Source organism: Pseudoalteromonas sp. LC2018020214 (genome assembly GCF_016598755.1).
GTDB classification, from domain to species: Bacteria; Pseudomonadota; Gammaproteobacteria; order Enterobacterales; family Alteromonadaceae; genus Pseudoalteromonas; species Pseudoalteromonas distincta.
The window spans coordinates 2,551,292-2,575,867 of the sequence record NZ_CP066804.1 but is presented as its reverse complement, the minus strand read 5'-3'; the positions used below and the strand labels follow the sequence as shown (position 1 = coordinate 2,575,867).

Below are 24,576 nucleotides of genomic sequence, written 5' to 3'. Positions count from 1 at the left end.
AATTGCGGGTTAACCACCCGCAATTTTAACTTTAAATTTTAACGCTTCTAAAATGCCTTTTAGTTTATCTCGGTCATCACCTTGTACTTCAATAATGCCTTCTTTTACTGCGCCGCCTTGGCCCATTTTGCTTTTTATAGTTTTAGCTAACTTTTTTAAATCGTGATCTTTTGGATCAATGCCAACAACTAGCATTACGCCTTTGCCTTTACGCCCTTTTGTTTGACGCTCAATGCGAATAAAACCATCTTTAAAAAGTTTAGCGTGCAACTCTTTTTCTGGTTTCGGCTGGTCAATGCGACCCGTACTGGTTGAATATACTAAGTGACTATCACTCATACCTTACCTTTGTGGATAAAAATGAATTAAATGCTGGTGTAAATGATAGCAAATTTGAAGTTGTGTGTTTTTCTTTTTGCTAAATACTTTTAACAGGTTATATTTAGTTCAAAGGAAATATTATTGGAGTTTACTATGAGTTTAACTAAGAATGAATCAGTCGATGGCACTACATTAACAATACAAATTAAAGGTAAGTTTGATTTTAATTTAGTGCAATCTTTTCGCCAAGCTTATGCTCAAATGAGCGAAAAAACAGTAAAGGTTATTATCGATTTAAGAGAGACTGATTATATGGATAGTTCAGCACTTGGCATGTTACTTAACATGAAAAAAACCATTGATAGCCAAGTAAAAACCATCGAAATAAGTAATTGCCAGCCTCAGCTTAGAAAAATCCTACAAATTTCACGTTTTGATAAAAAGTTTGATATTAGCTAATGATACATGTGTTGATTGTTGACGATCAGGCGCTCAATCGCATTTTACTAAGTAAAATGCTTGAGCAGGAAGGCTACAAAATTTCAGTGGCTTACAATGGGCTAGATGCACTTAATGTACTTAAAAGAGAGCAAATAGACATTGTATTACTCGATGTTTTAATGCCCGTAATGGATGGTTTTGAAGCCGCTGAAAAAATAAAGCAGCAGTATAGTGAAGTTTACTTACCGATTATTTTTATAACCTCCTTAGACGATCAAGCAAGTTTTGAGCGGTGCCTCGAAGTCGGTGGTGATGACTTTATTCATAAACCATTTGAAAAAGTTATTTTGCACGCAAAAATTAAAGCACATAGCCGCACCAGAGAGCTGAGTAAAAAATCAAATCAACAAAAAAAACTGCTTGAATATCATCACAATCAAATTGAACGTGAACACGAAATAATTGAGCATATTTTTAATAACTCATTAGAGAATCAGGGTAAGTTTAAAGAATACCTCGATTTTAATTTATCGCCGGCGTCTATGTTTAACGGCGATATGTTTTTAGTGGCGCAAAGTCCAATAGGCAATCTGTATTGCATGTTGGGAGACTTTACAGGGCACGGCTTAGCGGCAGCTATTGGTGCATTACCTATCTCTCGTGTTTTTTATACTATGGTACAAAAAGGCATGGCGATTAATGATATTGCCTGTGAGCTAAATACATTGCTTTACAACCTTCTACCTGGACACATGTTTTGTGCTGCAACCATTATAGAGCTTAGTGCATCCGGTAAAAGTATTTCTGCATGGATGGGCGGCCTGCCAGATGCGTACCTAATAGATAAAGACGGTAATGTAAAACAAACATTAGAATCGCAACATATGGCGCTGGGGATTTTAGACGATCAAGAATTTGAATATGAAGTTATTCACTTTGAAACAAATAGTAATACACGCCTAGTATTAGCAACCGACGGTATTATAGAAACAGCAAACAAAGAAGATATATTTTTTGGGGAAGAGCGTTTTTTACAAACCTTAAAAAGTAAATCGATGATTAGTAGCGAAGATATAGTGGCTGACGTTACTAAGTTTGCTGATGGCACTAAACAGCAAGATGATTTAAGCATTGTTTTACTAAATTGCCTGCCTTTAGTTCCTGAGGAGCAAGAGCGAGAAGCATTCTCTACTTTAGCGTTTAATTTATCTTTGAGTTTAAACTCAGAACAAATAAAAAAAACAGACCCCGTTTACGACGTTGTTAATATTTTAAGCAGTGTTGGGGGGCTAAACGCCCATCGTTCTAATATATTTTTACTGTTGTCTGAGGCTTATAACAATGCGCTTGATCATGGTGTACTAGGGCTTAACTCAGAGATTAAAAAACAAGAAGACGGCTTTTTTCGATATTATGAATTAAGAGAGGCAGCTCTTGCTAAACTTACAGATGCGATGATTATTATTGATATGCGCTATTGCCCCGACACGCTCAGTTTATATTTCATTATTTGTGATTCAGGCCGAGGGTTTAGTAGTAAGCACGATGAGTTGGCAAAGGTTAATAATGAATTTGGTAGAGGGGTGTCTTTACTAGAAGAAATAGCCGAAAAGGTAACTTATAACGCCAGCGGTAACCAAGTTGAAATGTGCTACAAGTTGAGCTAGCTCTGCAAAAATATCCATGCTATTATTCTCGAAACTTTAGATGTATGGATGGCCAAATGATTTCTTCTTACCTAAAACAAGCACAACTAAGTGCTAATCCAGCTTTGATTTCAACAGAGCTTGAAAAGCTTGAGCTACATTTAGCAAACACAGCTTTGCCTGATGTCTGTTGGGAGTATCAAATACCTGAGCTTGGCGAGGGCGGTGCGTGTAGTTTATTTGGTTACCTACAAGATGAGCCATTCAAATTAACTGACTATCTTAAAAGTGATGAGCAAACACAATTCAAGCTAGCTAATTTACAAAGTATTGTGAGCTACATTGAGCAACAAACAAGTGTTGATTGGTATGGTATTTATCAATCAACTAATACTAGTGAAGGTAAACAATTATTAAAATTGGCTTATCATGGTGCGCCTAGTCGTCCGTTGTTCCCTTTAACGCAAGCATTTGCGGCAGGTAGTAATAACGTACAGGTTGCGCTATCTCACAAGGGCCGTATTATTAATAACGTTGAAGAGTACTTATCACAAGGTGGTGAATACTACACATGCGATCCTAAAGTTAAATCAGAAACCTGCTTACCTTTATTTAATACACAAAATGAATGTGTTGGTATTGTAGATGCTGAAGCCTTTAAAAATGATTTTTTTGATGAAAAGACGCTTGCCGTTTTAATTGCATGTTGTATTAAAATTCCTCACTTTCTAGTGTAAATAACGCTAGTCAACATGATGTGCTTTTATGTTAAGCTTAGCTTAACAGCTAACCCCTAAATAACGATAAGAGATAGCCAATGTTCTCAGTATTAAAACCATTACCAACAGATCCTATTCTTGGCCTTATGGCGGCCTATAAACAAGATACAAACCCTAATAAAATTGATTTAGGTGTAGGTGTCTACAAAGATGAGCAAGGCAATACACCGGTTCTTAAAGCGGTTAAAAAAGCTGAAGCGTTTCGTCTTGAAAACGAAATGAGCAAATCTTACATTGGTTTAGCGGGTAACTTAGATTACTGCCAAAAGATGGAGCAGTTACTACTAGGCGAACATCAAGCATTGCTAGCAAATCGCGTACGTACTGCGCAAGCGCCAGGTGGTACGGGCGCACTTCGCGTTGCAGCTGAATTTATTAAGCGTTGCAATGCAGATGCAACAGTATGGGTAACTAACCCAACATGGGCAAACCATATTAGCTTGTTTGAAGCTGCAGGCTTAACAGTAAAAGAATACCCGTATTACGATTACGAAAATAAAGACTTACTGTTTGATGAAATGATCAATACACTTAAACAAGTGCCTAAAGGTGATGTGGTTTTAGTGCATGCATGTTGTCATAACCCAAGCGGTATGGACTTAAACGAAACACAGTGGAACACAGTTGCCGAACTTGCAAAAGAAGTTGGCTTTACACCACTTGTTGATATTGCATACCAAGGCTTTGGTGCTTCACTTGAAGAAGATGCACGTGGCTTACGTATTTTAGCTGATGCAGTAGAAGAGCTAATTATTTGTTCTTCATGTTCTAAAAACTTTGGCTTATACCGCGAGCGTATTGGTGCATGTTCACTAATTGCAAAAGATAGCGCAACAGCAGATATTTCAAACTCTGTAATGCTAAGCGTTGTACGTAGTATTTACTCAATGCCGCCAGCGCATGGTGCTGATATTGTTAATACTATTTTAAGCAGTACAGAGCTTACACAATTATGGCACTCAGAGCTTGATGAAATGCGTAGCCGCATAAATGGCTTACGTAGCTTAATTAAGGAAAGCTTAGCAACTAAAGATATTGCGCAAGACTTCTCATTTATTGAACGCCAAAACGGTATGTTTTCTTTCTTAGGTATTAATAAAGAGCAAATTGCTCGCCTACAAAAAGAATATGGTATTTACATTGTTGGTTCTAGCCGCGTAAATGTTGCAGGTGTTAGCCAGTCAAATATTGAATACTTTTCAAATGCTGTAGCTGACGTTTGTAAATAAACGCAGTTAATATAAAAAAACCGCACATCTAATGATGTGCGGTTTTTTATTATCTAAATTAAAACAAAAAGCTTTAACCGATAGCAGGAATAAGCCCCGCCATTTGCATAAACTGCGCAGCAATAATAGTTATGCCACATATAGCTGCTATACCAAGCCCAACATTCCCACTTTTAACTTTGTAGCCTGTTTTATTTGATGTTGTACGCTGTTTATAAACCATTGCTACGGGCAAAAATATTGCAAGTACGACAAGTGCTATTGCAGCGTAACCTAAAGCCATAATAAAGCCTTGAGGATAAAATAATGCAAAGCCAAGCGGCGGAATAAACGTAATTAAGGCCGTTTTAATTCGGTCCGTTTTATTGTCACCTTTTTTAAATGTATCAGCAAAAAAATCGAATAACCCTAAACTCACCCCTAAAAATGATGTCGCAAGTGCTAAATCAGCAAATAACTTAACGGCCGTTGCTACACTTGGGTTATGCGCAATACTTGCCACGCTTGATACAAAGCCACTAAGGCCTTGGCTGTTGAGTAAGTCAGCTTGGCTCATAATACCTTGGCTAAGTAGTTGCCAAAAAATATAAATGACTAAAGGCAGGGCGGCTCCAGCAATCATTACTTTGCGCAGTACTTTTATTTCTACACCAACATATTTAACAATTGAAGGAATAGAGCCATGAAAGCCAAACGAAGTAAATATAACCGGTATAGCTGAAAGGATTAACCCTTGCTCTACAGGCATCTCTAATAAATGCTTACCTTGTACATAAGGGGTTAGCATGTAAAACAAACTAGCTAATACAATAATTTTTATTGTAAATAACACTCTGTTTAGTTTATCTACCTTGCTAGTGCCCAGCGTTACCACACTTGCAATAATAACAGCGAGGATCACAGAGCCAAACTGTGGAGCTATATTTACATCAAAGCCTATATTTATACGCGCTTGAAGTTGTGCACCACCACCTGCAATATAAGCAGCGCATAAAGCGTAAAATAAAAAAACCATCGAAAAATTCGCGATGTATTGTCCTCGCTTCCCAAGCCATAATTTAGCCAACGTATTTAACGTTGCATCGCGTGGTGCATATTGGTGTAGCTCTAGCATGAGTAGTGCGGTGTAGGTCATTAGTAACCAGCTAGCAATTATTAATGCAAGCGCAGTACTAAACCCAAGCCCGGCAGATGCAATTGGCAGTGCCAACATACCTGCACCAATAGTTGTGCCTGCAACAATTAACATGCTTCCAGTTGTTTTATTTTTAAGCACTTAATTACCTTAATTATTATTAATATAAATGCACGATATAACTAGTTACTCAAATCTCAAATAGTTTTGTAATAAAAGAGCAGTATTAAAATGTAACTTACAATTTACAACTGTATTTATTAAGGACTTGTATGCATTTAAAAGTATTAAAATAGGGTGGTGAGGGTATAATTTTATGTACGTTGGATTGCGTTATAAAACGCTAAGGATTGGCATGTGCCGGTAAAAGTATCGTATTTTTTTATGGTTCTCATTTGGTCTACTACACCTCTGGGGATTGTGTGGAGCAGTGAAACACTATCGCCAACGCTTGCTGTATTAATGCGTATGCTGGTGGGGTTGTTTTTAGGTGGTTTAATTGTTGCCATAACAAACATTAGAGTACCTTGGAGCAAAAATGCGTGCTTACTTTATTTTTATTCAAGTATAGGTATTTTTGGCGGTATGTTGTTGAGCTATATGGCAGCTAAAACAGTCCCTTCGGGTATTATTTCGCTTATGTTTGGCCTTGCACCTATTTTGTCGGGTTTGCTTGCTCAGCAGTTATTAAATGAACCTAAATTTAGCCCGATTAAATTAGTGGCGTTAGCGTGCGCCTTAATCGGCTTATATTTTGTTAGTTATAACCAAGTACAAAACTCGCAAACTCAAGGGCTCGGGTTACTTTATGTGTTTATGGCTGTTTGCTTTTTTAGTTTAAGTGGTGTGATGATTAAGCGCGTACAAATTGCGATTCACCCTATGGCAACAACATTTGGTGCCTTAGTTTTTGTAACCCCACTCTTTTTTATTGCTTGGTGGTTATTAGATGGTCAGTTGCATATACAGAACTGGAGTGCAAAATCATTGTGGGCAATTGGTTATTTAGGTGTGTTTGGATCTTTAGTTGGGGCTTTGGCGTATTTTCATGTACTGCAAAATCTAAATGCGAGTACGGTATCACTTACTACGCTCATAACTCCTAGCTTTGCGTTAGGCTTAGGAGCTTGGCTAAACAATGAGCCATTAAGCCAGGAGCTAATAATTGGTGCGGTTATTATTTTAATTAGCCTAGGCTTTTTCCAATTTGGTGATAAATTTTTAAAGCGAAAGAGAGTAAGCGCAAATTAGTTTTACTGCATTTTTTCAATTTGGTGATAAGTTTTTAAAGCTAAAGAAAGTAAACACAATTAGTTTTACTACATTTTCTCTATTTGAATAATTAAACGACGGTTTTTGTCTCGGCCTAAAATGTTATCGTTATTATCAACAAAGCGTTTTTCGCCTAAGCCGGTGGTTTGCACTTTTGCTTCATCGACACCCAAGCTCACCATATAATCTTTTATAGTTTTGGCGCGCTTGCGCGATAAATCTAAGTTATTCCAGCGGCCGCCATAGCTATCAGTGTATGAGTCAATACTAATGGACTCTATGCTTGCATCATTTTTTAAATACTCAGCAATTTTATCAAGGCGTTGTTGCGACGATTTAGTTAATTTACTGCTGTTAGATTGATAGTTCATTACAGTAAACGAAATATCTTCAAAGCTGTAAGGGAGTAGCTCATCACGGCATTGTAAAAAAGCCCAGTAAGCTTGTTTAAAGTTTACACTCGATATACCAACGGCAATTTTATCGGCACTGTTTTGCCAGTCTTGATAATAAAAAGTAGGGTAGTAGCCTTTTTCAAGCTCGCTAAGCATCTCCCATGCGGTTTTATTACCCAGCTCACCATCAAACTTTTTAAGTAATTTCATATTTGCAATATCACGGGCCGGTAAGCCTGCTCGCCAAGACGGTGGCACGGCTTTTAAACCAGCAATTGCGTAATTATCTGGGCGTACAACCATATCTAAATTAAACGTTAAGTTTTTATTTTTACTTGCTGAAGCTTTAAAAATAGCTTCCCCATAATAAGGAACTTCATGATTTAATTGGCATTGTAAGCGCGTTGTTTTAACGACTTCCCAGTTGGAGTTGTCTTGGGTTGCTGTGTATTGGCGCATAGCAGCTTGCGAGTGAGTACTGTAAAGCACTGCACTTATACTAAGGCTAATAAATAACAACTTATACTTCATGGTGCTCTCCAGCTATCCGGGAATGCCAATAATTTGGCAAATTAACGACTGCGATGATTAGTTTGTTCTCTACGTAACTAACTTATAAGTTAAAGCAAGTTATGTGCCTACAATTTTAAAGCAATAAATACTTAAATCCCCTAGCCTAGGGGGCATCAATTTTGACATAATAGTCAGCTTACACGTATAAACAAAGAAGACTATGGCAAATACTGAGCAAACACCTTTCGCAAAACGCTTTCGTGGATTTTTTCCTGTTGTTATTGATGTTGAAACTGCAGGTTTTAACAAAGAGACAGATGCCTTGTTAGAAATAGCAGCTTCTGTTTTAAAAATGGATGACGAAGGACTGCTCAGCATAGATCATACTGTTCATTTTCATGTTCAGCCATTCGAAGGCGCTAATATTGAACAAGCAGCCATTGACTTTAACGGTATAGACCCATTTTCACCATTACGTGGCGCAGTACCTGAAGACGAAGTAATTAAAGAAATATGTAAAGTAGTACGCAAAGCGCAAAAGGCCGCTGGGTGCCAACGCTCAGTTATAGTGGCGCATAATGCCGCATTCGATCATGGCTTTTTAAATGCAGCAATAGAGCGTAATAACATTAAGCGTACGCCATTTCATCCGTTCGTAAGCTTTGATACAACATCTTTAGCGGGTTTAGCGTTAGGGCAAACTGTATTAGCAAAAGCATGTAGAGCGGCAGGTATCGAGTTTGATAACAGCCAAGCACACTCAGCGCTTTACGACACAGAACGTACAGCTGAGCTTTATTGCTTAATAGTAAATCGCTGGCAGCAATTAGGTGGTTGGCCATTAGCGCCAACTGATGATTGCGACGCAAATGGCGAAGTTGAAACTGAGACACAAAATAACGAAGAAACTAAAACGTCTGAGTAATTTTACCCTCAGTTAGCTTAACTAGGTGGGGCGGGTAAATACGCGAAAATTGTTTAGAATCTTTGGCTATTTTAAGCTCCACACCAGGGTGCATTAATTCATTTACTTTTAAACGACTACTGGCAAGTAATTGCACTATTTTTTGTTTAATAAGTAGTTTTTGACGATGAATATGCGCAGAGCGTATTTTTATATGCTTTTCATTTTCAGTTATTTTATTCATGAATTGCTGGCGCTGAGCAGCCCCCGCAATTTTACTCGCTTTTTCACGAGCCTGTTGTAAAGCGGTTACTTTAGTCGCAAGTACTTTTTCAAAATCGGTTATTTGTGTTTGCTTTTGGCGAAGCTCAAACCAGAGTTGCGCTAAAAATACGCGCGTTTTAGTACCAGCTGGCGCGCCCAGCTCACCTGTTTCAATGCGCATAGCATCTAAAATATTACCGCCAATAATTTTACCTCGCGGATCATTTGCTTTGCCTACACGTATTAATCGCCTAGCGCTTAAATCACAATGTAGAGCTTGGCGTTCAATAAATAAATCTTGTTCTGATTTAATATTGCAGTACTGAGCATAACCAATAGAAATAGTTCGTTGAGCGGTTATAGAGCATGTAAATGCTTCCTCGCCTTCACGTTTTCTACCAATTGCGCCAAGCATAATGGTTACCGCACTTTTACTTTCAACAGCTCCTGATTCTACAAAACCCAGTACCGTAATATCACCATTGGCTTTTACACGCATGCCGTCTTTAATATCGCCAGTAATAATTACGCTACCATCAAAATCAACGTGGCCTGTACTTACATCTACATTATCAAAGCACAAAACGTCATCTACACGCATACCACGGGGTAGGGCAACGGGCACACCTTTGCAGTCGGCAATAAGCATATTAGGGTTATTAGGATCTACTTTTGTACCTTCGAAAGGCTGGAGTTGGTGATCTGTACCTGGTTTTGCACTAATTGAATCGCCAAATACCGTATAGCCATCTTCTCCAGGGGTAGCGGCAATACGCTGCATTAAGGGAGTACCAGGTTTTACGGTGATAATAGCGCCAAGGTTTTTCATATCAACCTTACCACCTTCCTTAGCTTGTGGGCTAAGCACACGGTCTTGGGCTGTTGAGCATAAGCGCACAAATTTAGCATCGCTGCCTTTTTTAGGATTACGCCCATGTGCAATTATGGCGCTATAAGAGCTTCCTGCTGGTTTTTCAAATTGTTGGCCTAAAAAGGTATCAAGCGCGCGTGGGCTTATTCCTTTTTTAACACCTGCATCAGCAAGCGCTTTTTGCGCACCTTCCATAGACAAAAGCGCACCACCTTTAGCGGTAGTTAATGTTGCTTCTGCGACCATGTTTTTTTCATCAATATTAATGACAAGCGACGCATCTACCGCTTTAGCAACGACAAGTGATACTTCCTGATAGTTTTTAGTTGGTGCAAAAAGCTTTCCAATATTGGCAATGACAGCTTCGTACTCACTAAACTCAGATTGTTCGAGCATTTGCGTTAACTGAGTACTTGTAACAGGAAAGCCACTATCAATAGGGTGACTAACTAAAGAGACAAACCCTGTATTTTGATCAAATGAAAAAACCGACATTTATTAATTCCCTACTCTATGCCTGTTATTATTTTTGTTTTTTACAACTAAAGGTTTAGAAATGACAAAAACCTTAACTCCTTATTTGAACACAGGTTAAACACATTGTTAAGCAAATGTTTATATGGGCTTGCATAAACTAAATTTTGGTTACTTAATGCTCGGTTAGTGCACGCAATTAAAATAAAGCGTTACTAGGCCTTGAGTATCAGTACTTTACTCAGTTATACTGTTTGTACGCTCTGAATTGAGTTACTAATTCAGGGGCTGATTAGGATTCGACGGAATTCAAGAAGCCCAAGGTGCATGTCGAGGTGCGGTTTGCCTCGTTAAACAGCCGCAACCTAAAGTAATCGCAAACGACGATAACTACTCTCTAGCAGCTTAGGCTGGCTAGCGCTCCTTCCATGTATTCTTGTGGACTGGATTTTGGAGTGTCACCCTAACACCTGATCGCGACGGAAACCCTGGCCGGGGTTGAAGCGTTAAAACTAAGCGGCCTCGCCTTTATTTACCGTGTTTGTCCGGGACTTAAAGGTTAATTAAATGACAATACTAAACATGTAGTACCGACGGTCGAGGCTTTTCGGACGGGGGTTCAAATCCCCCCAGCTCCACCAATAAAGGTTTTTGAACTCGTTATTCGAAAACCATAAGAAACCCGCAAATTTGTTAATTCAAATTTGCGGGTTTTTTTATGGAATTTATAAAATAGAGTTTAAGAATGTCTTATTGCGCGTAGCTTCATTTTTATTGCAATCACAAGCAGGCTAAATAACGACAGCATACTTATTAACAACGTTAGGTTAAGTATAAGGTTACTTGGCTCGTAGGTAGTGACAGGAGAGTTGTTTGTAGTTTGCGAGTTTTGATGTTGCCTAATATAGCTTTGGCTGATCCAATCTACCGCGTTTATCCATTGTACTTTGGCGGGATCAGTATTGTTTAGCATCCCTATTGCATGCTTATCGTTATCTAAGCCTTTTGAAAGTTGTACCAGTTGCTGCCAAAATTCATTTTTAGGGCCTAGGTCGTCTATTTCTTGTAGGTGCTGTTGTAATTTATCGCCCCCCATTGTTTTTATATCAGCTTGTCCTGTACTTTGCGCGTAGCTATTTATTAGCGATGAAAAGCGACTAAAGTACTCATTACTTTTTTGTAGGGTAGGGTTAGCTGTTCGCTCGTTTGTTACTTTTTGTGTTGGTTGATTTAGGCTATTTTGATCAATCAAATATTGTTTATAGTTTTGGTAACTTAAGCTGTTTGTAGTTGTGTTATTTGTAGTTCCAATATTTAGAGTGCCAAAGTTGTTTTTAAGTGCATTAACACTGATCCCTACGCCTATTATGGTAATAATACAAAGTGCGCAATAGCAAAAGTACAATGCGCTTTTTAAAGTGTTACGCAGTAATTTATATTTATTATAACTTTGCTTAATAGCTGCAGCTGTATTTGAGGCTTCGCTTGTATCTAGGCGTTCGGTTTGTATTGAAATACTTTTGCCATCAGAGCTTTCACTAATGTGTTTATCTGTATTTTTACTGTGCTCAGTGAGTGCTATTTGATTATTTTTAGATTGAGAGATTACAGTAGAGAGTTGCGGTTCTACTTTAGTAATTAATCCTAGCTTTTTTAGTGAGGATTCTGTTTTAACAGCATCAATACTCGATAAGTCTTTTTTTAAAGCGTAAGCTTTTCCATCAAATAACTGAACAACAATATTATGAGGAATATTAAGAAGTTGGCTGAGTTGTTCTTGGGCAGAGGTAAGGTCAGTATTTTGATATAACTGACCATTAAAAACAATTTTAAATGTAGCGCTCACGTTAGTACCTTGCTTGTGTAATTCCATTTTTGGAATTTTATTTTTATTATTTGATACACAAAGCTAATTTAACAGATAAAGGGTATGCTTTCTAATGATTTGTGATTAAAAAAGTCTTAACAAACAGCGTTAAGACTTTGGCGTGTAGCTGTTACTTTACTTTATCGTTTTGCGAGTGATTTTACAGATTGCTTTTGCTCACTGGCAGGTTGGGTTGCTTTGTCTATTAATGTTTCAAGTGGTTTATTTCGAACGCACATAAGTACTTTGTTCATTGCTTGGCATGTGCCTGTCGCTTTTTTATCATGGCTTATGTAGCTGCAATCTTCATTAATGGCTTTTTCTTCACATGCTTCCCAAGGCACGTTTGAGCCGTGGCCTGCATGGCTTAGCGCTGAGCATGAGGTTGCAAGTAAAAAGCCAGTGGTTAGGGCTTTTATTACGTTAAATATTTTCATTAGTATCTCAGTTAATTATTTGGCCAGAATGCGAGTTATCTTGCGGTAGCACCTTTAAAACAACCAATAAACATGTTTTCAGATACATCGGCTGCATGGTAGTGGTATCCGCGTGTATCGTCGGTGTGGCCTCTACATTCGTCTAAATCAGTGGGTTCTAATCCATCTTCGTTAAGCATGCCAAATATACCAAATCCATCGAGTGCATAACCCATCATGGCGGCATGACCGTCTGATTGGATTTGTGTTTGGCTACAGCCTGCTTCACCGTGGTAGTGATAACCTGCTACTAAGTTAATATGCCCGGCGCAATCATCAAAGGCTGCAATAGTGTATGCGCCTAAAATAGCCTCAACAGGGGCGGGTGCAGCAAGTACAACACCATTGAGAGCAACACCTACATTAGTGTTACCAATACTGCTATTTTGAGTGGTTGCAACAGGCGTTATTGGTATTAAAAATGATTCTGATATACCGCCATCAACATAATCAATAGAGCATTCTACGCAGTGGTTTTGGTATTGCTCCTCTACGTTTGGACGTGCAGCACCATCACACGATTCTTGTGTGTCTGTTACATTTACAAGGCCTGTACCTTCGTCGTATAGCTGCCAATGGTTATCGTTATATAATGTTGGTAGATTTAAAATAAAGTCGCCAGTTATATCGTAAACCTCACCGGTGCCATCAAACCAAATACCGGCTTCGTCTGCTGTTGATGTGATATTTCTAGGACAAAATACACCAATCTCGTAATTTGAAGGCGCACCGGCAATATCAATTTTGTAGCATGAAGCTTCATCGCCATTACTTAGCGTACATGTTTGAGTGGTAATTGATGAAATGAGCGCATCGCTTTCAAAGTTAAAAGGGTCAACTTCTACAACGAAATCGGTTGAAGTATCTGTTGTAGTGCCCTCATCGGTCGTTGTTTCAGTTACGACGGTACTTTCAGCATCGCTACCGTTACAGGCGGCTAAACTCAGTGCAAATATACACACTGCAAGCGGTGTCAAAATTGGTGTGTTAAATCTTCTCATCAAAAATATCCGGTAATGAAGTTGAATGTATAATATTTGTTAAATGTGCAAACAAAGTGCAAAAACAACGCAACATAGTACATAGCACGAGATAGAAGCTGATAAAGTTGCTATAAATGTGTTTAGTACCTTTTTTACTATTTAAATACTGCGACTTAAAAGTACTTAAATAGACAGTGGAGTTTTATGGATTTTTTATTTCCCGACAGCATGTCTTTATTTTTGTTTTTATTGTTAATGATCACCGCTGGCTTTACTTCTTTTATATCTGCTGCATTTGGTGCGGGTGGCGGGCTAATGTTGCTTGTTGTTATGGCGTCGTTTATGCCTATGGCAGTTGTTGTGCCTGTGCATGGTTTAGTACAGCTTGGCTCTAATGCAAATAGGTTATTACTCAGCTTTAAGCATATTGATAAAAGCATGTTTGTATATTTTGCGTTAGGCGGCTTAGTAGGGGCGGGGTTATCAAGTTTTGTTATTGATGATATATCGCTTGATGCTATGAAGTTAGTGGTCGCTATTTTTGTTATTTATTTACTGTGGGGTAAAACGCCGCCAGTAAAACTAACCTCTAAGCTATGGCGCATGGTCGCCGGTGGCATAACAACTTTTGTTTCTATGTTTGTGGGGGCGAGCGGGCCATTAGTTGGTAGCTGTTTATATATAAATAATTACGAAAAGTTAAAATTTACGGCAACGTTTTCGAGCATTATGAGTGTGCAGCATTTATTAAAAGCGGTAATTTATGGTGCTGTTGGCTTTAGCTTTTGGCAATGGATGCCGCTTGTAATTGCTATGGTAATAAGTGGTGCTGTAGGTACTTGGTTTGGAATTAAATTACTTAAAAGTATGTCTGGGGATAAATTTAAGCGTATTTTTAGAGTCGTTTTAACGTTATTAACGCTACAGCTCGGTTGGCAAGGTATTAAAATATTACTCCACTAATTTACTTAGTGGAGTAAATTTAATTTTATTAAACATAAATCACTTAAGCGGATTAAATAATTCTTTGCGCCAAAAAGTGACTGATATAGAGCGACTACACTGTAATTTTTTGGCTTATCGATGAACTATACTAATTTGCAATAATTGTTCATACGTTTAATTAAATTGGTATTAAAGCTTATTTAACAGCAGCTTTAATTGGTTTGTCGCCATCAAATAACTCAAAAATGCGGTTACTAATAAATGAGTTAGTCGCAATATGTAATAATGCATTGGCTACGTTTTCGCGGCTAATTTTAGCCTCAGAACGATCACTTGGTCGCTGCGTCGTTACTTGCATTGAAGCGCTATCATCAGTCAGTGTACCAGGGCGAACAATGGTGTAATTTAAACCACTATTGATTAAGTGCTCGTCAGCCATGTGCTTAGCAACTAAGTAAGGTTTTAAATCACCTTGAATCGAATCTGGGTCGTCTGCACCGATTGAGCTGACCATAATAAAGTGTTTAACGCCATGCTCTTTTGCAAAGGTAGCTGCTTTAGTTGCAGCCCATAAATCAATAAGTACAGTTTTATCATCGCCCGTATTTCCGCCAGAACCTGCAGCAAAAATCACTTGGTCACAGCCTTTTATTGCTTCGCCAAAATCGCCTTCAAGATCTTGCTCAACAATAGTTAAAAAAGAGCTGTTTAAATCACTTAGCTTATTTTTGTCACGCACTAATGCCACAACATTTTGCTCATTTTTTAAAAGTAGCTCAGTTGCCATTTTACCTATTTGTCCGCTTGCGCCAATAATTAAGGTCTTACTCATAATTAACTCCTTCCAATAAATAGTAAAAGTAATGTGCTTACAAACAGACCTTGGGGTAGGGGATGATTTTTAAAGGGTAAAGAAGAGTTTAAATGAGCTAATTTCAAAAAATACTTTAATTAAAATTCAATACTTAACTGAGCATTAAAATTAGCTGCTTTTGGCGTGTTTTTTAGAACTTTTTATTCAACCATTATACTCACTTCGGTCACATAACTACGGCGATATAGACTAATACGAACCTTATGTTCTTGGTAATTATAAAACAAAGTGCGATATGTATTATTGCCGTTTGTTTTTAACGGCTCACCTAATTTTTGCTGATAAAAGCGAGCGATATCAGAAATTGAATCTGTTAAATAACCAGTGCGAACCATTGGATATTCGCCGGCTACATCCATTGTTGTAACAAACTCTTCAGGAAGTGGGATTTCAGTGACGTTTTGGCTAAGTACATTAAACGATAGAGTGCATAGCAGTATTATTAAAAATGCTAAAGTTTTCATTAAAGTCCTTTAAATAATAAATTCCATTTATTGGTACTTATTTTACCTCAATAAGCACCTTTGTCATTTAAATTTTATTACGAATTAAATCTCGTACTATAAACCGAGCAGGGTGAATAGCTTGGCTTACACGTTCGCTTAATGGGCGAGGCTCGTTATTTAAACAGCTTACGAGATGTTCTGCGCTTAGCGGTGCGCTACATAAAGCGCGGGCGCCAAAGCCGGTAAAAATATGTAGGCCTTGTTGTGGCTTATTAAGTTGCTCGTACTGATAGCGTTTACCTAAACGTAGGTTAGCAAAAGCCATAGTGTAATCAGTTTGTTCGCACCATTGCCCTGCCATTGGTAGGTGATCTATAAATGTGCATCGTACAGCTGCTTTTGCCGAGGTAATGTTGCCAAGGGTTGAGGCAAATTCACTTTGCTGATAAAAGCTAAGTAGTTGCTCTTGGTTTAACTGATTGTCGAGCGCTGTAACTTGACGGCTTTTGGTATTTTTTTCAAACGTTGCACCCATACAGTGATGATCTAAATAGGCTGGGGTAAAATACCCTTTATGGCATAGCACTGTTTTAAGTTTGCGTGATTGCTCACTTGCCTCAATATGTGAAACTTGCCCGCGTACGCCTACTATTGGTAGCGCTTTTGTTTGCTCAAATGCATCACTGTGCTCGCCCGCACAAATAATTACATCACTAAAAGGACCTAACTGCTCATCATTCGTTAATAAAAACCAACCGCTATCAGTTTTTTTAAGCTGTTTTATATTGCAGTTAAATACGCTTTTAAATGGGGTTATGCTATTTGCAGCGCTTAACATGGCGTTTACTAATTGCGGAGGGTTAACCCAGCCGCCTTGTTCAAAAAACACGCCCGAATAACCTGTTTCTACGCCGGCTATTTCGTCGCCTTGCTCTGCGGTTACGTTGTGCATTAGCTGGGTTGGCCACAGTTGTTTTTGTGCTAAGTTTTCATGTTTATCGGCCAGAGGCTTTTTTACTGCGTGTTGTAATACGCCGCACCAATCGTAATCAAAATTAAAACCACTGCTAAGTAAGTTGTTATATAGGCGCTTTGCGTATAAAAAGCTATGTGCAAACAATTCGCTGTGCGGTGAATTTTTAGCTTGTAGGTGAGGGTAGATAGCGCCTTGCACATTGTGCGATGCCCCCATAGCTGGTTTTTCATCTTGGCAGAATAATTGGCTTGCTATGCCTCGTTTAGCCAAACTATATAAAATGCAGCTACTGGCTATACCGCCGCCAATGACCGCTACATTTTTTAAAGCGCTGCTATCTTGATGAAAATATGCAGGAGCTGATTGAGCATCATTTACGCACTCTAGTTGGCCAACAAGCATATCTCTTTTTTGGCCAAAGCCTTTGGCTTTTTTAGTATTAAAGCCTGCATCAATTAATCCACGGCGAACAAAACCTGCTGAAGTAAATGTTGATAAGGTTGCATTTGCCCTTGATATATTGACCATAGAATTAAATAAACTTTGCTGCCACATTTCGGGGTTTTTACTTGGCGCAAAACCATCTAAATACCAAGCGTCAACAATTCCTGTTTGCGGATAGCTCATTGCTTGTATTGATTCAAGTGCATCACCAAAGTATAAATCGAGAACAACAAGTCCATTGTCAAATTCGAGTCTGTGGCATCCTTCTAAATTAATTGGGTATTGTTTAGATAATTTGTTACTAAAGGCGCTTAATGAAGGCCATGCCTGTAGTGCTTTGTTTAAATCGTCTATGTGCAGTGGATATTTTTCAAATGAAATAAAGTGTAAGCGTTTAACACCATTATCTAATTGATTTTGAACTTGTTGACGTGCAAGGTGGTCAGTAAAGCGTTGCCATGTATTTAAAAAGTTTAAACCTGTACCAAAGCCGGTTTCGGCAATAACAAAATGTGGCTGGTCATGATTTTGTAATCGTGCATCTATATTATTTTGCTCATAATACACATAATGCGATTCAGCTAAGCCATCGTCATTAGAAAAATAAATATCACCGAAGTCATTAGCGAAAGGTGTACCTAAATTATTAAAGTGTATATGTGCATTTTTGATCATGATTTTTTAATTTTATAGATATATTTTTTAATTATTTTACGGGTTTTCTTTGAAATAGTCTGGCGTTATTTATAAGCTAGCAGTTCAGAGTACAAGTGTACGCTAGAAAGCTGACCACTTAGGTGATTAAATTCGCGTAAAATAGAATGCAATTAAGTATTAAGCTAAGGGAATTACCCATGAGAAGAGCTGTAATTACAGGTATCGGTGTTGTATCAAGTATAGGTAACAACAAAGAAGAAGTATTAGAATCGTTAAAAACAGGCAAAAGCGGCATCGCTTTTAATCAAGAATTTGCCGATTATAAGTTACGTAGTAACGTATCGGGTAAAATTGATATTGACGTTAAAGCACACGTTGACCGCAAAGCAATGCGCTTTATGGGAGATGCTGCTGCTTACTCTTATATTTCAATGACGCAAGCAATTGAAGACTCAGGTTTGTCTGACGACCAAGTATCAAATGAGCGCACGGGTATTATTGTTGGCTCTGGCGGTGGTTCGTCTAAATGGCAAGTAGAAGCTGCTGATATTTTACGTGAAAAAGGCGTAAAACGTGTAGGGCCTTATATGGTGCCACGCACTATGGCGAGCACTACATCTGCTTGTTTAGCAACACCATTTAAAATTAAAGGTGTTAACTATTCAATTAGTTCCGCATGTGCAACATCTGCGCATTGTATTGGTAATGCCGTAGAGCAAATCCAGCTTGGCAAGCAAGACGTTGTGTTTGCTGGTGGTGGTGAAGAGCTACACTGGACATTAGCAATGGAATTTGACGCTATGGGCGCACTTTCTACTAAATACAATGAAACACCTGAAAAAGCATCTCGTACATACGATGCTAATCGCGATGGTTTTGTTATTTCTGGCGGCGGCGGTATTGTTGTAGTTGAAGAACTTGAACATGCACTTGCACGTGGCGCGCACATTTACGCTGAAATTGTTGGCTACGGTGCAACATCAGATGGCTACGACATGGTTGCTCCATCTGGCGAAGGTGCAGCACGTTGTATGCGCCAAGCTATGCAAGATGTAGATAGTATTGATTATCTAAATACGCACGGCACATCAACGCCTGTAGGCGATGTTAAAGAGTTAGGTGCGATACAAGAAGTGTTTGGTGGCAAATCACCAATGATCAGTGCAACTAAAGCAATGACGGGTCATGCCCTAGGTGCTGCAGGTGTTCACGAAGCTATCTTCTCATTATTAATGCTAGAGCACAGCTTTGTAGCACCTTCAATTAATATTGATGAGCTAGATGAGCAAGCGACAGGTTTAGATATTATTACTGAGCGTCGTGATGTTGAGTTAAATACTGTAATGTCTAATAGCTTTGGCTTTGGTGGCACAAACGCGACTTTAGTTATGAGTAAGTACAAAGGTTAATTCGAGCTTATAAGCCCTATATGCAAACGCATATCTGGGCTAAATAGCCCAAAACAAAAAAGGAAAGCCGAGGCTTTCCTTTTTTATTATCGAAAGTTTAATTAACCTTCGTTATGTTCTTGACGCGCTTGCTCAATTTCGTCTGCAATTTCTTGCGCTTTTTGCTTAGTTTTTTCAGTTAACTCGCCAGCAGCTTCTTTGCTTTTAATCCATGCGTCTACCGCAATCTCTTTGCCGTCGTCGTACATGTCTAAGCCCATTGCTTTACTTTGCTCTAATAGCTCGTTTAAAGACTCGTCATTTTTAAGATCGTTAGTTGTCTCTTTAACGTCGTTCCATGCATCACCAAGCTTTTCTTGCATTTGTGCGCTTTTATCTTTTGTATCTTCTTTTACTTCGTTGGCATCTTCACAACCAGTTAATGTAATTAAAGTGCCTAATAAAGCTAAACCTGCTAATTTATTCATGTGCTATCTCCTTTAGAGACTGATAATTAATTCGAGGCAGACTATACAACAATGAAAATGAACGCCCCCGTAACAAAACGATTAAATTTTAAATTAATGAATGAGCATGATTGGCCTCAATTATTTGAACTCGACCAAGACCCAGCTGTAATGCAGTATTTAACACGAGGTGAACCTACCTCTTTAGAGCAAATAAAAAATGAGGGTGTGCCTCGTATGCTCGCATATCGAAATGATCTAAAAGGCTGGGGGCTGTGGAGTATCACTATAAAGCAAACCAATACATTTATAGGTTGGGTATTAATAAGGCCTATGTGCTTTTTTACTGATGCACCAAACTACAGTGATATTGAAATAGGCTGGCGCTTTAAGCAAGCAAGTTGGGGGCATGGTTATGCAACCGAGGCGGCTTTAGCATTATGTGATGAACTTATAAAGCAAGATGACGTTAAGGCGATAAGTGCAACGGCACTAAAAGATAATACGGCCTCTATAAATATAATGAAAAAGCTAGGTCTGCAATTTATAAAAAATTATACACATACAGACGAGCAAGGCGACTTACCCGCGGTACTTTATTCAAAAAACGTTTAAAGATGATTAAATATCAACAGTATAAAGATTGACCTGTCCTTAAGTGACGTGCATTAATAAGAATGCGTAACTAAAAAATAATAAATTAAGGATGTTGTATGGGATTGTTTTTTGCACCAAGTAAATTAATTGTCAAAAGTGTGCTGGTTTTACAGTTCGCTGCTTTTAGTGTTTTAGCGCAGCCTTTATCGCAAAGCGCGGTAGCAATGCCTGACTCGTTCAGTGCCGATGCTGCTAAAAGTATATTAGAGCAAGGCGGTAATGCTGTTGATGCGGCTATTACGGCACAATTTGTACTTGCAGTAACGCTTCCTGAAGCCGGCAATATTGGCGGCGGGGGGTTTATGCTTATTCAAAAAGATGGCAAGGGCGATTTTATAGATTATCGCGAAACAGCGCCAACAGCGGCTCATCGTGATATGTATTTAGATGAGCAAGGTAATGTTATTGCAAACAAATCAATATATGGTATTCACGCAAGCGGTGTACCTGGCAGTGTAGCGGGCATGTGGCTTGCCCATAAAAAACATGGCACTTTAAAGTGGGAAGAATTAGTACAACCAGCGGTAACGTTGGCTGAGCAAGGGTTTGTAGTTCCGCCTAAGTTAGCAAAAGGTGTGAACAATTATATAGCCCATCTAAAAGAGCAAAAAATAAATGTAAACTTCGAAAAATACTTTGCTGATGTAAAAGCTAATAAAGTATTTAAGCAACCCGAGTTAGCGGCAACGCTAAAGCGTATCCGTGATAACGGCCAAGATGGGTTTTATAAAGGCGAAACTGCAAATATTATTGCTAAATTTATGCACCAACATGGCGGTATAATTAATCAAGATGATTTAAAAAGTTACACCGCTAAATCACGTACACCTATTAAAGCGAGTTGGAATGGTTATGAAGTACTTACTTCGCCACCGCCGAGTTCTGGTGGTATTGCTATTTTACAGTGGCTTAAAATGTATGAGTTACAAAAACCAGATGCGGGCTTAGCGCATAACTCTACTCAGTATGTACACTTACTTTCTGAAATAGGTAAACGTGTATTTGCAGATAGGGCGGAGTATTTAGGCGATCCTGATTTTTTTGATGTACCAGTCAACGCATTAACTAATATTAACTACCTCAAAGAGCGCAGTAATGGCATTTCGTTAACCGCTATCTCGACTACCGAAAATATTAAACCGGGCCTTAAAGAAAGTGAGCAAACTACACACTTTTCAATCGTTGATAAAATGGGTAACGCTGTCGCAAATACCACCACAATAAACTTAGGGTTTGGTAGCGGTGTAGTTGTTGAAGGTGCAGGGTTTATTTTAAATGATGAAATGGACGACTTTAGCGCCAAACCAGGCGTTATGAATGTGTTTGGTGCAATAGGTGGCAAAGCTAACGAAATACAGCCGCACAAGCGTATGCTTAGCTCTATGACACCTACAATACTCCTTAAAGACAACACCGTTAAAATGGTGACAGGCTCCCCTGGTGGCACAACCATTATTAGCTCTGTGTACGAATCTATCTTAAATGCGATAGAGTTTGATATGAGTGCAGAGCAGGTTGTAAATAGCCCTCGTTTTCATCATCAACTGTGGCCTAAAAATATAATTAGAACACACATAGGTTTAACCGATAGCGTAAAAGCAGAGCTTACAAAAATGGGTTACACCATAGATGAGAATCACTTTGGTGACTTACACGTTATTATTAATAAAGAGGGCCAATTAGATGCCGCTTCTGAAGCATCAGGACGTGGAAAATCGATTGTTTTTTAAATAAAAAAACACCGCGTTAAAAGCGCGGTGTTTTAAACAATACAAAATTATTGAGTATCAATTAAATCTTCAACACCCACTATTAGCCATGGAGCGTCGTCTGAAATTAGACGCTCTAAGTGCCAAATTTCTAAAATAGGCTCTTCTTTTTTATCGCCTAAATCACGGTACTTACCTTTAAAGCGAACACTAACCTGCCACGATTGCGCGTTTGTATCTGCGCGCACAAGTTCGGCATCAATAAACATCACTTCTGTTTCTACGCTTTGTATAGCTTCACGTTCAGCTTTAAACTCGGCAACAAGTGCAGGGCTTAAGTATTCAGCCATTGTGGTGTAATCGGCATTGTTCCATGCAGTTTGTAGCGTATGGTAATGACTACGGGCACCTTGCAAAAAGCCATTAACGTCAAAGTTAGGTGGTAAATTAAAAGGCACACTTTCACCTTGTGGTGCATTGCTTGCAAAGCCTGTACTTGTTGGTTGCTCGATAGGTGCTTGTTTAAAAGCATTTTGTTGAGCACTTGTACTTGCACTGGCAAGTTGTGGGGCACGATTAGCACGTAAAAAGCCCGTTACTAGCTTAAATAAAATAAAGAGTCCGCCAGCTAATAAAATCAATTCTAATAGCTGAAAACCTTCAAAATCGTCGCCTAACATTGCTGCAATTAAGCCACCCGCTAAAAGCCCTCCAAAAACGCCTGCCATAATGCCTTTTTTATTTGATGTGGCTTTAGGTGTAGCGTTAGGTGTTGTTGTATCTGTTTGTTGTTTTTGCGCTGTTTGTTGTGTTGCAGGTGTCTGTCCGCGTTTACTACTGCCAAACTTTTTACGTGCGTGTGCATCAAAACTGGCAGTACATAATAATGCCAATAATGAAAAAATAACGATGATGTTCTTCATGAAATTCCCTAATTAAAATCGAGCCGCGATTATAATTTACTTTCTTTAGGAATTTAATTAATTACTTTAAAAATCAGAGGTTTTGGGGAGTGAAGAAACGCTTTGTTGGTGAGTATATAATCAAAAAACCGCTCAGTAGAAACTAAGCGGTAAATTTGTCTATTTTAAAGCCAACGAATTGCGCCAGTAACGCGTTCATTGTATGTATCTAGAGGTGCTCCAAGACTTGCCACTAAAATAGTATCAGCTTGTGAGCCACGATTAATGTGACCTTCAAAGCGTTCATCACGGAAGTTGTCATCCCCAAAACCAAATGATTTATTTTCAGAAGGCACTATAAATACCGTCATAGGACCAAAGTCAGACTCAAATATTAAATGCAGACCTTTTTCGCCTTTAAAATCACAAAACATGGCATAAGTTACAGCGCCAGGAAGTTCATCAAGATGACCACCTAATACTGCAAGCTTGTCGTTAACGCTTTGTAGGCTAATGGGGTCTTTTTTATCAAGCGCATTAATTTCGTAGTACACATGGGCAAGCGCATGCTCACCCGCTTCGTGTGCAATATTTTGCTCTGTACTAAAAAAGAAGGCACTGATCGCCACTACAAAAGACGCTGCTAACGCAAGATGTACACGGTCAAACTTAAAACGCGATCGAGCATCAACCACGTTTTTACCAGTTGCTTGTTCTTCTTGGAGTGCTTTTTCTTTTAACGATGTGTTTAAAAGAATGCGGTCTGCAAGATTTTCAGGCACAGGTATATCTAAAGAATCTTGAATGAATTTATCAAAATCTTTCATATCGTTAATAAAACTTTGTCGCTCTGGGTTATTGTCAGCAAATTCCATAAGCTCCTTGTCAATGTCGTTTGGCTGCGCAATAGTGCGGCGACGAAACTCAAGTTCATCCATTATTTTGATGCCCCTTTAAGTTGTTCATCATCACGGCTTAAAGCCTCTTTAAGTTGATTTCTGGCACGGTATAAACGAGTCATTACCGTGTTTTTATTTAAATTAAGTATGCCTGCAATCTCTTCACCAGAGCAGCCCATTACAACTTGCAGTAATAATGGTTCTCGGTATTCATCAGATAGCAGTGCAATCTGGCGTTGAATTACCGTTTGTTCCATTTCATCGTCTAATGAATGGCTGGTTTCATCAACAAGCGTATCGTTTTCTACGTCGCTGTAATCAAACTGTTTACGTTCAAAGCGGCGTGCGTTTTCTCTTCGTAATATAGTAAGCAGCCAGGGTTTAGCTGCCTTTTGATCAAGTAAAGAGTCGAGTGAACGCCATGCGCGTAAAAACGTTTCCTGTACTAAATCATCTGCTATGTGTGGATCACGGCATAACCAATAAGCAAAGCGATAAAGCTCTTTATTGTAAACGTGGACCAAGGCTTCATAACGCTTTTGTTTCTCTGCCATATCGATTAAGACCTGATTGTTTGATTTTTTCTTTCCAAGCATAAGCACTTTTTTAATTAAAAATTATTAGTTATTGCAAAAAAAGACC

At 38.7% G+C, this 24,576-nt stretch carries 24 protein-coding genes and 1 other RNA gene; 11 read left to right on the top strand and 14 right to left on the bottom strand.

The features are described 5' to 3' along the window. Positions 1 to 9: 9 nt before the first annotated feature. Entirely contained in the window at positions 10 to 339 is a 330-nt protein-coding gene (locus tag JG479_RS11450) for a translation initiation factor (protein ID WP_002962947.1), read from the bottom strand. 135 nt (positions 340 to 474) lie between these two features. Here JG479_RS11450 and JG479_RS11445 point away from each other — a divergent pair, with 135 nt between their 5' ends. The 4 genes from JG479_RS11445 to JG479_RS11430 all read left to right on the top strand — a co-directional run bounded on the left by JG479_RS11445 (position 475) and on the right by JG479_RS11430 (position 4,416). Beyond that, positions 475 to 780, top strand: a complete 306-nt coding sequence (locus tag JG479_RS11445; protein WP_002962948.1) for an STAS domain-containing protein — start codon at positions 475 to 477, stop codon at positions 778 to 780. Continuing rightward, positions 780 to 2,429: a SpoIIE family protein phosphatase gene (locus tag JG479_RS11440; RefSeq protein WP_200219353.1), complete on the top strand. Its 1,650-nt coding sequence runs from the start codon at positions 780 to 782 to the stop codon at positions 2,427 to 2,429. The genes JG479_RS11445 and JG479_RS11440 overlap by 1 nt, the downstream gene beginning before the upstream one ends. 56 nt (positions 2,430 to 2,485) lie before the next feature. Beyond that, complete coding sequence (locus JG479_RS11435; RefSeq protein ID WP_002962950.1) at positions 2,486 to 3,145, top strand: GAF domain-containing protein; 660 nt, start codon at positions 2,486 to 2,488, stop codon at positions 3,143 to 3,145. Between the two features lie 80 nt (positions 3,146 to 3,225). After that, complete coding sequence (locus JG479_RS11430; RefSeq protein ID WP_002962951.1) at positions 3,226 to 4,416, top strand: amino acid aminotransferase; 1,191 nt, start codon at positions 3,226 to 3,228, stop codon at positions 4,414 to 4,416. A gap of 73 nt (positions 4,417 to 4,489) precedes the next feature. Here JG479_RS11430 and JG479_RS11425 read toward each other — a convergent pair whose 3' ends face one another. Further along, complete coding sequence (locus JG479_RS11425) at positions 4,490 to 5,692, bottom strand: aromatic amino acid transport family protein (RefSeq protein WP_200219352.1); 1,203 nt, start codon at positions 5,690 to 5,692, stop codon at positions 4,490 to 4,492. A 216-nt stretch (positions 5,693 to 5,908) separates the two neighbouring features. Between JG479_RS11425 and JG479_RS11420 the strand changes: the two genes are divergently transcribed. Continuing rightward, complete coding sequence (locus JG479_RS11420; RefSeq protein ID WP_200219351.1) at positions 5,909 to 6,802, top strand: DMT family transporter; 894 nt, start codon at positions 5,909 to 5,911, stop codon at positions 6,800 to 6,802. Positions 6,803 to 6,870: 68 nt separating this feature from the next. Here JG479_RS11420 and JG479_RS11415 read toward each other — a convergent pair whose 3' ends face one another. Next, the gene (locus JG479_RS11415) at positions 6,871 to 7,749 is read right to left on the bottom strand and encodes a flagellar protein MotY (RefSeq protein WP_002961265.1); all 879 of its coding nucleotides are present in this window, start codon (positions 7,747 to 7,749) and stop codon (positions 6,871 to 6,873) included. A 202-nt stretch (positions 7,750 to 7,951) separates the two neighbouring features. Here JG479_RS11415 and rnt point away from each other — a divergent pair, with 202 nt between their 5' ends. Continuing rightward, positions 7,952 to 8,656, top strand: coding sequence for a ribonuclease T (rnt, locus tag JG479_RS11410; protein WP_002961267.1), 705 nt, complete (start codon positions 7,952 to 7,954; stop codon positions 8,654 to 8,656). Here the strand turns inward: rnt and JG479_RS11405 are convergent. Then, positions 8,640 to 10,265: a DUF342 domain-containing protein gene (locus JG479_RS11405; protein WP_182737335.1), complete on the bottom strand. Its 1,626-nt coding sequence runs from the start codon at positions 10,263 to 10,265 to the stop codon at positions 8,640 to 8,642. The two genes, rnt and JG479_RS11405, sit on opposite strands and share 17 nt — an antisense overlap. Positions 10,266 to 10,528: 263 nt before the next feature. Here JG479_RS11405 and ssrA point away from each other — a divergent pair. After that, positions 10,529 to 10,885, top strand: a transfer-messenger RNA (tmRNA) gene (gene ssrA / locus JG479_RS11400). A 98-nt stretch (positions 10,886 to 10,983) separates the two neighbouring features. On the opposite strand, the gene JG479_RS11395 is transcribed toward ssrA, so the two are convergent. From JG479_RS11395 to JG479_RS11385, 3 genes are all read right to left on the bottom strand, one after another. Then, positions 10,984 to 12,090 (bottom strand): hypothetical protein, encoded by a 1,107-nt coding sequence (locus tag JG479_RS11395; RefSeq protein ID WP_234047855.1) that lies wholly within the window; start codon positions 12,088 to 12,090, stop codon positions 10,984 to 10,986. Between the two features lie 161 nt (positions 12,091 to 12,251). Next, the gene (locus JG479_RS11390; protein ID WP_039489211.1) at positions 12,252 to 12,548 is read right to left on the bottom strand and encodes a hypothetical protein; all 297 of its coding nucleotides are present in this window, start codon (positions 12,546 to 12,548) and stop codon (positions 12,252 to 12,254) included. A gap of 35 nt (positions 12,549 to 12,583) precedes the next feature. Continuing rightward, entirely contained in the window at positions 12,584 to 13,588 is a 1,005-nt protein-coding gene (locus JG479_RS11385) for a YHYH protein (protein WP_200219349.1), read from the bottom strand. Positions 13,589 to 13,774: 186 nt separating this feature from the next. Between JG479_RS11385 and JG479_RS11380 the strand changes: the two genes are divergently transcribed. Next, positions 13,775 to 14,533 (top strand): sulfite exporter TauE/SafE family protein, encoded by a 759-nt coding sequence (locus JG479_RS11380; RefSeq protein WP_200219348.1) that lies wholly within the window; start codon positions 13,775 to 13,777, stop codon positions 14,531 to 14,533. A gap of 178 nt (positions 14,534 to 14,711) precedes the next feature. On the opposite strand, the gene JG479_RS11375 is transcribed toward JG479_RS11380, so the two are convergent. From JG479_RS11375 to mnmC, 3 genes are all read right to left on the bottom strand, one after another. After that, positions 14,712 to 15,347 carry an NAD(P)-binding oxidoreductase gene (locus tag JG479_RS11375; protein ID WP_165743642.1) on the bottom strand — a complete coding sequence of 212 codons (636 nt, stop codon included), beginning with the start codon at positions 15,345 to 15,347 and terminating at the stop codon, positions 14,712 to 14,714. Between the two features lie 182 nt (positions 15,348 to 15,529). Beyond that, entirely contained in the window at positions 15,530 to 15,853 is a 324-nt protein-coding gene (locus JG479_RS11370) for a hypothetical protein (protein WP_004335602.1), read from the bottom strand. A gap of 67 nt (positions 15,854 to 15,920) precedes the next feature. Continuing rightward, positions 15,921 to 17,930 carry a bifunctional tRNA (5-methylaminomethyl-2-thiouridine)(34)-methyltransferase MnmD/FAD-dependent 5-carboxymethylaminomethyl-2-thiouridine(34) oxidoreductase MnmC gene (gene mnmC, locus JG479_RS11365; RefSeq protein WP_200219347.1) on the bottom strand — a complete coding sequence of 670 codons (2,010 nt, stop codon included), beginning with the start codon at positions 17,928 to 17,930 and terminating at the stop codon, positions 15,921 to 15,923. 179 nt (positions 17,931 to 18,109) lie between these two features. Here mnmC and fabB point away from each other — a divergent pair, with 179 nt between their 5' ends. Then, complete coding sequence (gene fabB / locus JG479_RS11360) at positions 18,110 to 19,321, top strand: beta-ketoacyl-ACP synthase I (RefSeq protein WP_004335606.1); 1,212 nt, start codon at positions 18,110 to 18,112, stop codon at positions 19,319 to 19,321. Between the two features lie 101 nt (positions 19,322 to 19,422). Here fabB and JG479_RS11355 read toward each other — a convergent pair whose 3' ends face one another. Then, positions 19,423 to 19,788: a hypothetical protein gene (locus JG479_RS11355; protein WP_004335608.1), complete on the bottom strand. Its 366-nt coding sequence runs from the start codon at positions 19,786 to 19,788 to the stop codon at positions 19,423 to 19,425. Between the two features lie 51 nt (positions 19,789 to 19,839). On the opposite strand from JG479_RS11355, the gene JG479_RS11350 reads away from it, so the two are divergent. Next, positions 19,840 to 20,382 carry a GNAT family N-acetyltransferase gene (locus tag JG479_RS11350; RefSeq protein WP_200219346.1) on the top strand — a complete coding sequence of 181 codons (543 nt, stop codon included), beginning with the start codon at positions 19,840 to 19,842 and terminating at the stop codon, positions 20,380 to 20,382. A gap of 98 nt (positions 20,383 to 20,480) precedes the next feature. Then, positions 20,481 to 22,154 carry a gamma-glutamyltransferase gene (gene ggt, locus JG479_RS11345; RefSeq protein ID WP_200219345.1) on the top strand — a complete coding sequence of 558 codons (1,674 nt, stop codon included), beginning with the start codon at positions 20,481 to 20,483 and terminating at the stop codon, positions 22,152 to 22,154. Between the two features lie 47 nt (positions 22,155 to 22,201). Here ggt and JG479_RS11340 read toward each other — a convergent pair whose 3' ends face one another. From JG479_RS11340 to JG479_RS11330, 3 genes are all read right to left on the bottom strand, one after another. Further along, the gene (locus JG479_RS11340; protein ID WP_200219344.1) at positions 22,202 to 23,056 is read right to left on the bottom strand and encodes a Tim44 domain-containing protein; all 855 of its coding nucleotides are present in this window, start codon (positions 23,054 to 23,056) and stop codon (positions 22,202 to 22,204) included. Positions 23,057 to 23,220: 164 nt separating this feature from the next. Next, positions 23,221 to 23,973, bottom strand: a complete 753-nt coding sequence (locus JG479_RS11335; protein WP_039489227.1) for a DUF3379 family protein — start codon at positions 23,971 to 23,973, stop codon at positions 23,221 to 23,223. Beyond that, positions 23,973 to 24,530 (bottom strand): sigma-70 family RNA polymerase sigma factor, encoded by a 558-nt coding sequence (locus JG479_RS11330; protein ID WP_032827217.1) that lies wholly within the window; start codon positions 24,528 to 24,530, stop codon positions 23,973 to 23,975. The genes JG479_RS11335 and JG479_RS11330 overlap by 1 nt, the downstream gene beginning before the upstream one ends. Positions 24,531 to 24,576: the final 46 nt, after the last annotated feature.

Coding starts and splice junctions, on each gene's coding strand:
- mnmC (WP_200219347.1), bottom strand. CDS start 17,930: ATGATCAAAAATGCACATATACACTTTAATAATTTAGGTACACCTTTC.
- JG479_RS11355 (WP_004335608.1), bottom strand. CDS start 19,788: ATGAATAAATTAGCAGGTTTAGCTTTATTAGGCACTTTAATTACATTA.
- JG479_RS11415 (WP_002961265.1), bottom strand. CDS start 7,749: ATGAAGTATAAGTTGTTATTTATTAGCCTTAGTATAAGTGCAGTGCTT.
- ggt (WP_200219345.1), top strand. CDS start 20,481: ATGGGATTGTTTTTTGCACCAAGTAAATTAATTGTCAAAAGTGTGCTG.
- JG479_RS11330 (WP_032827217.1), bottom strand. CDS start 24,530: ATGCTTGGAAAGAAAAAATCAAACAATCAGGTCTTAATCGATATGGCA.
- fabB (WP_004335606.1), top strand. CDS start 18,110: ATGAGAAGAGCTGTAATTACAGGTATCGGTGTTGTATCAAGTATAGGT.
- JG479_RS11445 (WP_002962948.1), top strand. CDS start 475: ATGAGTTTAACTAAGAATGAATCAGTCGATGGCACTACATTAACAATA.
- JG479_RS11335 (WP_039489227.1), bottom strand. CDS start 23,973: ATGGATGAACTTGAGTTTCGTCGCCGCACTATTGCGCAGCCAAACGAC.
- JG479_RS11450 (WP_002962947.1), bottom strand. CDS start 339: ATGAGTGATAGTCACTTAGTATATTCAACCAGTACGGGTCGCATTGAC.
- JG479_RS11435 (WP_002962950.1), top strand. CDS start 2,486: ATGATTTCTTCTTACCTAAAACAAGCACAACTAAGTGCTAATCCAGCT.
- JG479_RS11350 (WP_200219346.1), top strand. CDS start 19,840: ATGAAAATGAACGCCCCCGTAACAAAACGATTAAATTTTAAATTAATG.
- rnt (WP_002961267.1), top strand. CDS start 7,952: ATGGCAAATACTGAGCAAACACCTTTCGCAAAACGCTTTCGTGGATTT.
- JG479_RS11440 (WP_200219353.1), top strand. CDS start 780: ATGATACATGTGTTGATTGTTGACGATCAGGCGCTCAATCGCATTTTA.
- JG479_RS11405 (WP_182737335.1), bottom strand. CDS start 10,265: ATGTCGGTTTTTTCATTTGATCAAAATACAGGGTTTGTCTCTTTAGTT.
- JG479_RS11370 (WP_004335602.1), bottom strand. CDS start 15,853: ATGAAAACTTTAGCATTTTTAATAATACTGCTATGCACTCTATCGTTT.
- JG479_RS11390 (WP_039489211.1), bottom strand. CDS start 12,548: ATGAAAATATTTAACGTAATAAAAGCCCTAACCACTGGCTTTTTACTT.
- JG479_RS11430 (WP_002962951.1), top strand. CDS start 3,226: ATGTTCTCAGTATTAAAACCATTACCAACAGATCCTATTCTTGGCCTT.
- JG479_RS11340 (WP_200219344.1), bottom strand. CDS start 23,056: ATGAAGAACATCATCGTTATTTTTTCATTATTGGCATTATTATGTACT.
- JG479_RS11385 (WP_200219349.1), bottom strand. CDS start 13,588: ATGAGAAGATTTAACACACCAATTTTGACACCGCTTGCAGTGTGTATA.
- JG479_RS11375 (WP_165743642.1), bottom strand. CDS start 15,347: ATGAGTAAGACCTTAATTATTGGCGCAAGCGGACAAATAGGTAAAATG.
- JG479_RS11380 (WP_200219348.1), top strand. CDS start 13,775: ATGGATTTTTTATTTCCCGACAGCATGTCTTTATTTTTGTTTTTATTG.